Source organism: Mycobacterium sp. TH-M25 (assembly GCF_057473665.1).
The window spans coordinates 1-8,853 of sequence record NZ_JBYCLA010000042.1 but is presented as its reverse complement, the minus strand read 5'-3'; the positions used below and the strand labels follow the sequence as shown (position 1 = coordinate 8,853).

General features: G+C 67.7%; 11 protein-coding genes. 5 read left to right on the top strand and 6 right to left on the bottom strand.

Features of this window, described 5'->3' with window-relative positions; all coding sequences use genetic code 11:
* The 3 genes from AC2VOU_RS01645 to AC2VOU_RS01635 all read right to left on the bottom strand — a co-directional run.
* The coding region (locus tag AC2VOU_RS01645; RefSeq protein WP_486955784.1) for a TetR/AcrR family transcriptional regulator at positions 1-410 on the bottom strand (410 nt) is incomplete at its 3' end.
* Positions 411-1,646, bottom strand: coding sequence for a cytochrome P450 (locus tag AC2VOU_RS01640; RefSeq protein WP_486955783.1), 1,236 nt, complete (start codon positions 1,644-1,646; stop codon positions 411-413).
* Positions 1,647-1,742: 96 nt separating this feature from the next.
* The gene (locus tag AC2VOU_RS01635; protein ID WP_486955782.1) at positions 1,743-1,994 is read right to left on the bottom strand and encodes a hypothetical protein; all 252 of its coding nucleotides are present in this window, start codon (positions 1,992-1,994) and stop codon (positions 1,743-1,745) included.
* Between AC2VOU_RS01635 and AC2VOU_RS01630 the strand changes: the two genes are divergently transcribed.
* The gene (locus tag AC2VOU_RS01630) at positions 1,891-2,106 is read left to right on the top strand and encodes a DUF4345 family protein (RefSeq protein ID WP_486955787.1); all 216 of its coding nucleotides are present in this window, start codon (positions 1,891-1,893) and stop codon (positions 2,104-2,106) included. The genes AC2VOU_RS01635 and AC2VOU_RS01630 overlap by 104 nt on opposite strands.
* On the opposite strand, the gene AC2VOU_RS01625 is transcribed toward AC2VOU_RS01630, so the two are convergent.
* Both AC2VOU_RS01625 and AC2VOU_RS01620 read right to left on the bottom strand, forming a co-directional pair.
* Positions 2,050-2,532 carry an SRPBCC family protein gene (locus AC2VOU_RS01625; RefSeq protein ID WP_486955786.1) on the bottom strand — a complete coding sequence of 161 codons (483 nt, stop codon included), beginning with the start codon at positions 2,530-2,532 and terminating at the stop codon, positions 2,050-2,052. The genes AC2VOU_RS01630 and AC2VOU_RS01625 overlap by 57 nt on opposite strands.
* A gap of 621 nt (positions 2,533-3,153) precedes the next feature.
* On the bottom strand, positions 3,154-4,521 hold the full coding sequence (locus AC2VOU_RS01620; RefSeq protein ID WP_486955781.1) for an FAD-binding oxidoreductase: 1,368 nt from the start codon (positions 4,519-4,521) through the stop codon (positions 3,154-3,156).
* Between AC2VOU_RS01620 and AC2VOU_RS01615 the strand changes: the two genes are divergently transcribed.
* A complete protein-coding gene (locus AC2VOU_RS01615) occupies positions 4,520-5,410 on the top strand; it encodes a uracil-DNA glycosylase (protein ID WP_486955780.1) in 891 nt (296 codons plus the stop codon). The genes AC2VOU_RS01620 and AC2VOU_RS01615 overlap by 2 nt on opposite strands.
* Positions 5,407-5,553, top strand: coding sequence for a hypothetical protein (locus AC2VOU_RS01610; RefSeq protein ID WP_486955788.1), 147 nt, complete (start codon positions 5,407-5,409; stop codon positions 5,551-5,553). The genes AC2VOU_RS01615 and AC2VOU_RS01610 overlap by 4 nt, the downstream gene beginning before the upstream one ends.
* A 161-nt stretch (positions 5,554-5,714) precedes the next feature.
* On the opposite strand, the gene AC2VOU_RS01605 is transcribed toward AC2VOU_RS01610, so the two are convergent.
* On the bottom strand, positions 5,715-6,143 hold the full coding sequence (locus tag AC2VOU_RS01605) for an HIT family protein (RefSeq protein WP_486955785.1): 429 nt from the start codon (positions 6,141-6,143) through the stop codon (positions 5,715-5,717).
* Between the two features lie 52 nt (positions 6,144-6,195).
* Between AC2VOU_RS01605 and AC2VOU_RS01600 the strand changes: the two genes are divergently transcribed.
* Complete coding sequence (locus AC2VOU_RS01600) at positions 6,196-7,587, top strand: amidase (protein ID WP_486955779.1); 1,392 nt, start codon at positions 6,196-6,198, stop codon at positions 7,585-7,587.
* A gap of 39 nt (positions 7,588-7,626) precedes the next feature.
* Entirely contained in the window at positions 7,627-8,739 is a 1,113-nt protein-coding gene (locus tag AC2VOU_RS01595) for an adenylate cyclase regulatory domain-containing protein (protein WP_486955778.1), read from the top strand.
* Positions 8,740-8,853: the final 114 nt, after the last annotated feature.

Sequence of the window (8,853 nt, the reverse complement as noted above, 5' to 3'; positions counted from 1 at the left end):
GTGACGAATGCGTTGGCCAGACCGGAGATCACGTCGGACTGCTCGGCCAACTCGGCGCCGAGTGGGCCCGAGGCCGTCGCGAACCATGCTGACAGCGCCGGGCTTTGGCGCACCAGCCGAAGTGTTGTGACGATGCCGCTGACCAGACGTTCCTGAGGGTCTTCGATGTGGTCGACGTCGATCGACTGCGACAGCCGGAGGGTTTCGCGGGCGACGTAGGCGCTGCGCAGCGCCTCCCGGTTCTCGAAGTAGCGGTACAGCGTCGCGCGCGAACACCCGGCGGCCCTGGCGATTTCGTGCATCCCGACCGAACCGGGATCGTGGTGGGTGAACAACTCCTCGGCGGCGTCGAGAATCCGGTCGGCGGCGACTTGGTTGCGGCGCTCGCCGAGCCAGTCGTTGGCCGGCATCTAGGTGACCCGAAACGGTACCGACAGCGGGCGACGCACGTAGCTGCCGCCAGCCCAGACGATGCCGTCCTCGTCGACCTCGAAATCTGGGCAGCGGGACAGCAGTTCGGTCAACGCGACCCGCGATTGCATCCGCGCGGCGGCCGCGCCCAGGCAGTGGTGGGCGCCATGGCTGAAGGTCAAGATGTTGCGCGGGTGCCGCTGCACGTCGAGTTCACCTGCCTCCGAACCGAATTGGCGCTCGTCGCGGTTGCCGGATCCGTAGACCAGCAACACCCGACGGCCCTCCGGCACAGTGGCGTCGCCGATGCTGACATCGCGGGTCGCGGTGCGGGCGAGCGCCTGCACCGGTGAGGTGAGTCGCAGCAACTCGTCGACGGAAGCCGGGATGAGATCCGGGTTCTCGACGAGCAGGCGCCGCTGATCGGGCCGCTGGTGCAGCAACTGGACCGCGCCGCCCAGCATGCCGGTGGTGGTGTCGTTTCCGCCGGTGATCATCGTGAAGACGAACGCCAGGATCGACAGCGTGCCGGCGATATTTCCGTCGGCCCCGACACCCGCGGCGACCAGATGCGAGACAGTGTCGTCCGCAGGTTCGCGGCGGCGGCGTTCGATCAACTCGGTGAAGTAGGCCATCATCGACCCGACTGCCTCGCCGACGGTTTCGAGCGCGGACGCGACGCCGCCCTCGGCGGTGTTCGCCGCCACGATGGCGTCAGTCCAGCCGTCGAACTGTCCGCGGTCTTCCTCTGGGACGCCGAGGTAGTGCGCGACGACCATCGAAGGCAGCGGCTTGAACAAGCCGGCAACGATATCTCCTTCGCCACCGTTGGAGCGCAACCCCTCGATGCGCTCCACGACGTATTCGCGGACCTTCGGCTCCACCGCCTCGACCTGTCGCGGCGTGAAACCGCGGGCCACCAGCTTGCGGAACTCGGTGTGCACCGGTGGATCCTGCATCACCATCGGCGGATTATCCTGCAGTCCAATCATTTCCAGATCGCCGTAGTTGACGGTCAGGCCGTGGGCCGAGGAGAAGGTCTCGTGGTCTTTTGCCGCGGCCCAGATGTCGGCGTGGCGGGTCAGCACGTAGTAATCGTTGTCGGGTTTGCTGTGCGGCACCACGTGGTGCACCGGGTCGTGATCGCGCAGCTCGCGGTACATCGGCCACGGGTTGGCCCACGTCTCAGCGGTCGCGAGTCGGAACTCCGGAGCGTGAGACAGAGTTGCTGTCATGTCTTATTGCTACGACATGAGCGTGGATATGTCAACGGTAGGGCCTCAAACTTGACGCACTGTCTCGGTGATGACGTCGAATCGGTTCTCGGTCAACTAATTGGCGACGGAGCGCGGCTGTCGGCGGAAGAAGGTCAGGTTCACTTCATGGCCGAACGCATGACTCACGACTCGCGGCCGGTCGCCGACCTGGAACGCCAATAGCACGAGGCCGCCCGGCTTCTGGTTTGCTTCCGCACCGGTCATTTGGACGGCCATCCCGCGCATCGAACAACGCACCAGCGTCGTCCGTAGCTTGAGCGCCGTCGGGTTCGCCGGCGGCTTGGCGCGCCTGGTCTCGTGGCGCACGGCAGGACGACCACACGCAGTGTTCATCTCGGCGATTGCGCTGGAGCTGATCGGTCTAGCGCTCCACCGCGGCCTTGATGGCGCGCAGCGTGCGCGTCATATCCCGCTCTAATCGCGGGCCCCTGATCCAGCCGAGGGCCCGCCAATACAGCCGCATGAACGGGATATCCCTCAGCTCAAACGATTCGGTTACCTCGGTGCCGCCGCCGGTAAGCGGGCGCAGGAGAAAGCGCCACGTAACCTGGACGGTGTTGGATGGGGCGATGAACAGCCCCAACGGTCGCGACCACACGCGGAAGGCGAAAACCCGCCCTACATCGCACTCGGTTACAGTGCAAGCAGTCCAATAGACGGGCCCCTTCTCGTTGCGCTTCACGTGCCCACGAAATCTCGCGCCGACTGCGGGACCGGTAGTGCCATCGAGCCAATGCGCCTCAAACGTCTCCGGGCTGAACCTCCCAATCTGTGTCACATCGCTAATTAGCGACCACACCGCATGCGGTGAAGCGTTCATGTCGATCGTGGCGGAGCCTTGCATGAATCGTGCACCAGTTCCCATGCCCTAACCGTGCGCCCCGAAGCAGTGCCAATGCCAGGCACCGCACTGCTAAACGCTGCCAACACGACGGATGCTCAGAGGGCAGAAACCCGCGGCGATCCACCCTCGGTATGCCTCCAGGTCAGACGTCGCTGCCGCACACGATCGTGGCGACGTGTCGGCCATGCGGCCGAGGATCGACCACCAGGCCGACCGACCCGTTGAACAGCATTTCCATAGCGGTGTGTCGATGTGACGTCGCCGTGGTACCGAACCATCAGAGCAGCTTGACACCTCACACTGACCGAGGGCTTGCTGAGATACCTCAACCCTAAAGACGTCGCCGCACTGGCGACCGCACTTCGGCGGCCCAACGTCGCGTGGTGGACCTTCGACCTGTTTTCCCCGGCCCCCGGCGCGCAGACTGACCAAGAAATCCGCCAGCATGCTCGACAATGTGTCGCAATGCGCCCTTCGGCGGACCCAAGCTGCCGATGATGCCGAGCACGTGAATTCGCGACCCCGACGAACGACAAGCCCGCGGCGGCGAATTCGCTCGAAGGTGGGCAAATCGGTAGCTGTCACCTCGCGGCGCCCGCGCCTGTCAAACGGCCGCGCCTGTCAGACGCCCACGCCGGGGTTCAAGATCCCCATGGGATCGAGCGCGTCCTTGATACGACGGTTCAGCGCCATCGCTTCCGGGCCGAGATAGCCGTCCAGCCACGGCCGCTTCAACCGTCCGACGCCGTGCTCTCCGGTGATCGTGCCGCCGAGATCCAATGCGAGGTCCATGATTTCGCCGTAGGCCAACTGTGCCCGCTCGGTCATGGCGGCGTCGTCGGGGTTGTAGACGATCAGCGGGTGGGTGTTGCCGTCGCCGGCGTGCGCGATCACCGCGATCATCAGGTCGCGCGCGGCGGCGATCCGCTCGATCCCGCTGACCAGGGCAGCCAGCGCCGGAACCGGCACGCCGACATCCTCGAGGAGCAGCGGCCCCTTCTCCTCGACCGCCGGAATCGCGAACCGCCGCGCCGCCACAAAGGCTTCACCCTCGTCCGGGTCGTCGGTCGAAAAGACCTCCGTCGCACCGAATTCGGTGAACGTCGCGGCCATGAACTCGGCGTCTTCGCTGCCACCGCGGCCGCGTTCGTCGGAGGCGCCGACCAGCATCGCGGCCGACCCGCGGTCCAGGCCCATCCGCAGCTTGTCCTCGACGGCATTGATGGTCGCCCGGTCCATGAATTCCAGCATCGCCGGGCGCAGTCGCGAGGTCACCCCGAGCACCGCCGCGGCCGCGGCCTCCACCGACGCGAAGTTGGCGACCACCGTGCTCAACGGCTGCTGGGCCGGCACCAGCCGCAGCGTCACCTCGGTGATCACGCCCAGCACGCCCTCGCTGCCGACGAATAACTTGGTCAGCGAAAGCCCGGCAACGTCTTTCAGCCGGGGCCCACCAAGCCGGACCGCGGTACCGTCGGCCAGCACCACCTGCACGCCGAGCACGTAGTCGGTCGTCACGCCGTACTTGACGCAGCACAGCCCGCCCGCATTCGTGGCAATGTTGCCGCCGATGCTGCAGATCTCATACGACGACGGGTCCGGCGGATACCACAGGCCGTAGTCGGCGACGGTCTTTTTCACTTCCGCGTTGAGCAGCCCCGGTTGGCAGACCGCGGTGCGGGTGACCGGGTCGACGACGATGTCGCGCATCTTCTCCGTCGACAGCACGATGCCGCCGTCGACCGCAGTCGCGCCACCGGACAAACCGGTGCCCATCCCGCGGGTGACCACCGGAATCCGGTGGGCTGCGGCCCACCTCAGCACGGTTTGCACCTCTTCGGTCCGCTTCGTGCGCACCACGGCTATCGGCTTTCCGGCCGACGGGTCCAGGGCGCGGTCCTGGCGGTAGCCCTCGGTGATCGCAGGATCGGTGACGACCATTCCCTCGGGTAGCTCGGCGATCAGGCCGGCCAGCGCGTCAGCGGCCATGACGCGATCCTACGGACATCAACCGCCGCTGCTGGTACACAGTGGAGCTGTGCACTTGGCCCATCCACGCACCCGCGCGCTCTTCGGCTCTCCGGTGCCGCCCGGCACAGGATGGCCTGGCGATCCTGCGACAGTGAGCACCGCGGTGGCATCCGACGCCGCCCAGGTTCACGTGATGGCCGCGGCCGCCACCTCGCTCGAGCAACTCGACGCCGAGATAACGGTGTGCCGGGCCTGCCCGCGGCTGGTGGGGTGGCGCGAAGAGTCGGCGCTGACCAAGCGGCGCTCGTTCGCCGACCAACCGTACTGGGGCCGACCGGTTCCGGGCTGGGGCGACACGAAGCCCCGCATCATCGTCGTCGGCCTGGCCCCGGCGGCCAACGGCGCCAACCGGACTGGGCGGGTCTTCACCGGCGACCGCTCCGGCGACTTCTTGTACGCCGCGCTGCACCGGGCAGGTTTGGCGAACTCGCCGATCGCTGTCGACGCCGCAGACGGCTTGCAGCTCAACGGTATTCGGGTGTTGGCCGCGGTGCGATGCGCACCGCCGGCCAATGCGCCGACGCCGGCCGAGCGGTCGACCTGCGCGCCGTGGCTAACCGCCGAGTGGCGGCTGGTCGGTGGCGACACCCGAGTGGTCGTGGCGCTGGGCGCATTCGGGTGGCGCTGCGCGCTGGACATGGTTCGCGCGAGCGGCGGCCAGGTGCCCCGCCCACAGCCGAAGTTCGGCCACGCGGCCACCGCGACGATGCAAGCCGGTCACGGCCAGGTGACGCTGCTGGGCTGCTATCACCCCAGCCAACAGAACACGTTCACCGGAAAGCTGACCCCGGCGATGCTCGACGACATCTTCACCCGGGCGAAGAAGGTGGCAGGACTATCTCCGTGACCGCCAGCGTTGATCTCGGCCCGGTCCGCACCGATCAGGCCACCGCGGATGCGCTGGCAGCCACGGTGAGCCGCGGCGCCGACCCCGCGACTGCCCCCGCGCGCGCGACGACGCTGGAACTGCTCGCCAAGGAGCTGTTCTAGCGGACTTCTCGCGCCGAGCGTGCACTCAGTGCGAATCCGGCCCAGAAATCTCGCACTGGTTACACGTTCGGCGCGAAGTTTTAAGCGGGCGTCAGCCGGACGACCGGATAGCCGTCGCGGGCAGCAATGTCTGTTCGAATGGAAGAGCCATCGGACCCGTATCAGCTGCCGGCGTCGATCTCGGCCAGCGCCGCCCGCAGGACCCGGCCGGTCGACTCGCGGTCGGGATCCCGGTGTAGTAGGAGCCCCTTGGCGACCGACAGCTTGTCGCCGGTACGCCGCGGTAGTACATGCAGGTGGATGTGAAACACCGTCTGAAACGCCGCCCGGCCGTCGTTGATCGCAATATTGGTCGCATCGGCCAACTCGGTCGCGCGGGCCGCTCTGGCGATGCGCTGCCCGATCACGGCCATGCCGGCCAAAGTTTCCGGCGGGGTGTCGGTGAGATCTACCGAGTGCCGCTTGGGCACCACGAGGGTGTGGCCCCGGGTGAACGGCCGGATGTCGAGAAAGGCCAGATAGCCGTCGTCTTCATAGATCCGGATGGCGGGAGCCTGGTCGGCGACGATCGCACAGAACACACACGACATGACGCCACCGTAGCGGTCCGCCGGCCCGGCCACGTGAGTAGTCTTGCTCGACGTGGACGTCGCTGACCTGGCCTTCGCGGGAGCGGCCGAGCAAGCGCGGATGTTGGCCGCGGCCAACATAACCGCTCCGGCCTTGCTGGAGATCTACCTGGAGCGCATCGCGAGGCTGGACCCGCAGCTGCGCAGCTTTCGGGTGGTGCTCGCCGAGACCGCACGCCGGGAAGCCCTGGCCGCGCAGCGCCGCCTCGACGCCGGTGAGCGACTGCCGCTGCTGGGCGTCCCGGTCGCGATCAAGGACGACAACGACGTCGCCGGCGAACTCACTGCGTGCGGCAGCAGCGCGGTGTCGACCCCGGCGGGTCGCGATGCCGAAGTCGTCGCCCGGCTGCGCGCGGCCGGCGCGGTGATCATCGGCAAAACCGCGGTGCCCGAATTGATGATTTACCCGTTCACCGAATCGCTGACGTTCGGGGTGACCCGTAATCCATGGGACACCGCGCTGACGCCGGGCGGCAGTAGCGGCGGCAGCGGGGCCGCGGTGGCCGCCGGTCTGGCGCCGTTGGCGCTGGGCTCCGACGGCGGCGGCTCGATCCGCATCCCGTCGGGCTGGTGCGGACTGTTCGGGCTCAAGCCGCAACGCGGCCGCGTCTCGTTGGCGCCGCACCACGACGCCTGGTGCGGGCTGAGCGTGAACGGTCCGCTCGCGCGGACGGTAGAGGACGCCGCGTTGTTCTTGGACGCCACGACCACGACGCCCGCTCCCGAGGGCGGCTTCGTCGCCGCCGCCGCCAAGGACCCGGGGCGACTGCGAATTGCCTTGAGCACCAGAGTTCCACCGCCATTGCTGGCTCGCGTCGGCAAGGAGCAGCGGGCCGCCGTCCACGCGGCCGGGGCGCTGCTGCGCGATCTCGGCCATGACGTCGTCGTGCAAGACCCGGACTACCCACCGGCCGCCATCTACGGCAACTTCCTGCCGCGCTTTTTCCGCGGCATCTACGACGACGTCCGGGTGATGCCGCATCAGGGCCGGCTCGAAAAGCGGACCCGCAACATGGCCCGCATCGGGTCGCTGATTCCCGACGGGCGGATGACCAAGATCCGCGCCGCGGAAGCCGCGCTGGCCGCACGGATCCAGTCGATCTTCGACGATGTCGACGTTGTCCTCACGCCGGGCAACGCCACCGGGCCGTCGCCGATCGGCGCCTACCAACGCCTCGGCGGCATCGCAACCCTGCTCGCGGTCTCGCAGCGGGTGCCGTTCTTCGAAATCTGGAACCTGACCGGGCAACCCGCCGCGGCTGTGCCGTGGGGCTTGGACGCCAAAGGCATTCCGCTGTCGATTCAGCTGGTGGGCCGTACGAACGACGAGGCGACGCTGCTGTCGCTGGGCGCGCAGATCGAGACCGCGCGACCGTGGGCGCAGCGCCGTCCGCCGGTGTCGTGACGGCGCAGATAACCGTGCGCCGTCGGATAGCTTGACCGGGTGGACCGCGCGAAAATCGACACGCTGCTCGACGGACTCGACGGCGATGCGCGTGCCGAGCGCGCCGAACTCATCGAGTGGCTCGTCGAACAGGGCATCACCGCAGAGGAGATTCGGTCGGCGCCGGTCCCCGTGCTGGTGGCCTCCCGCCGGCTGATCGGCGACAACGGCGACTATGTGTCGACGCGCGACATTGCCGACGAGTACGGCATCGACCTCGACCTGTTGCAGCGCGTGCAGCGCGCGGTCGGTCTGGTGCGCATCGACGATCCCGACGCGGCTGTGCATCTGCGCGCCGACGGGGCCGCCGCGGCCCACGCGAAGCAGTTCCTCGACCTCGGCATCGACCCCGACCAGGTGGTGCAGGTCGTTCGGGTTCTCGCCGAAGGGCTTTCGCATGCCGCCGAAGTCATGCGCTTCACCGCATTGTCGGCCATCCTGCAACCGGGGGCCCGTGAAGTGGAGACCGCGAAAGCGTCCCAGCAGTTGGTGGGCCGCATCGCGCCGCTGCTCGGGCCGATGATCGAGGACATGTTGTTCATGCAGCTTCGGCACATGATGGAGGCCGAGGCCGTCAACGCCAGCGAGCGGGCCGCGGGTGCGCCGTTGCCCGGGGCGCGGCACATCACCGCGGCCTTCGCCGACCTGGTCGGGTTCACGCGACTGGGCGAGGAGGTGCCCCCCGAAGAACTCGGCCAGCTGGCCAACCGGCTCGCCGAGATGGCCCGCGACGTGGCGGCTCCACCGGTGCGGTTCATCAAGACGATTGGCGACGCGGTGATGTTCGTCTGCACCGAACCCGCGCCGCTGCTGGACGCTGTGCTCAAGCTGGTCGACATGACTGATGCCGACAACGGTTTTCCCCGCCTTCGGGCCGGTATCGCGTCCGGTTCCGCGGTCAGCCGGGCGGGGGACTGGTTCGGCAGTCCGGTCAATACCGCCAGCCGGGTGACGGCCGCGGCCCGACCGGGGACGGTGCTGGCCGCCGAGTCGGTGCGCGACGAACTCGGCGACGAGGCGGGTTTCAGCTGGTCGTTCGCTGGCGCGCGTCGCCTCAAAGGCATCAAGGGTGAGGTGAAGCTGTTCCGCGCCCGGCGCGGCGAGAGCTCCTAGCGTCATATTCGCGGGGAGTGAAAATGCTTTGACATGTGTTGTAACGGTGTAATCATGTAAGCATGAGACATCATCATGGACATGGGCGACGCCAAGGCCGTCCCGGTGGCTGGC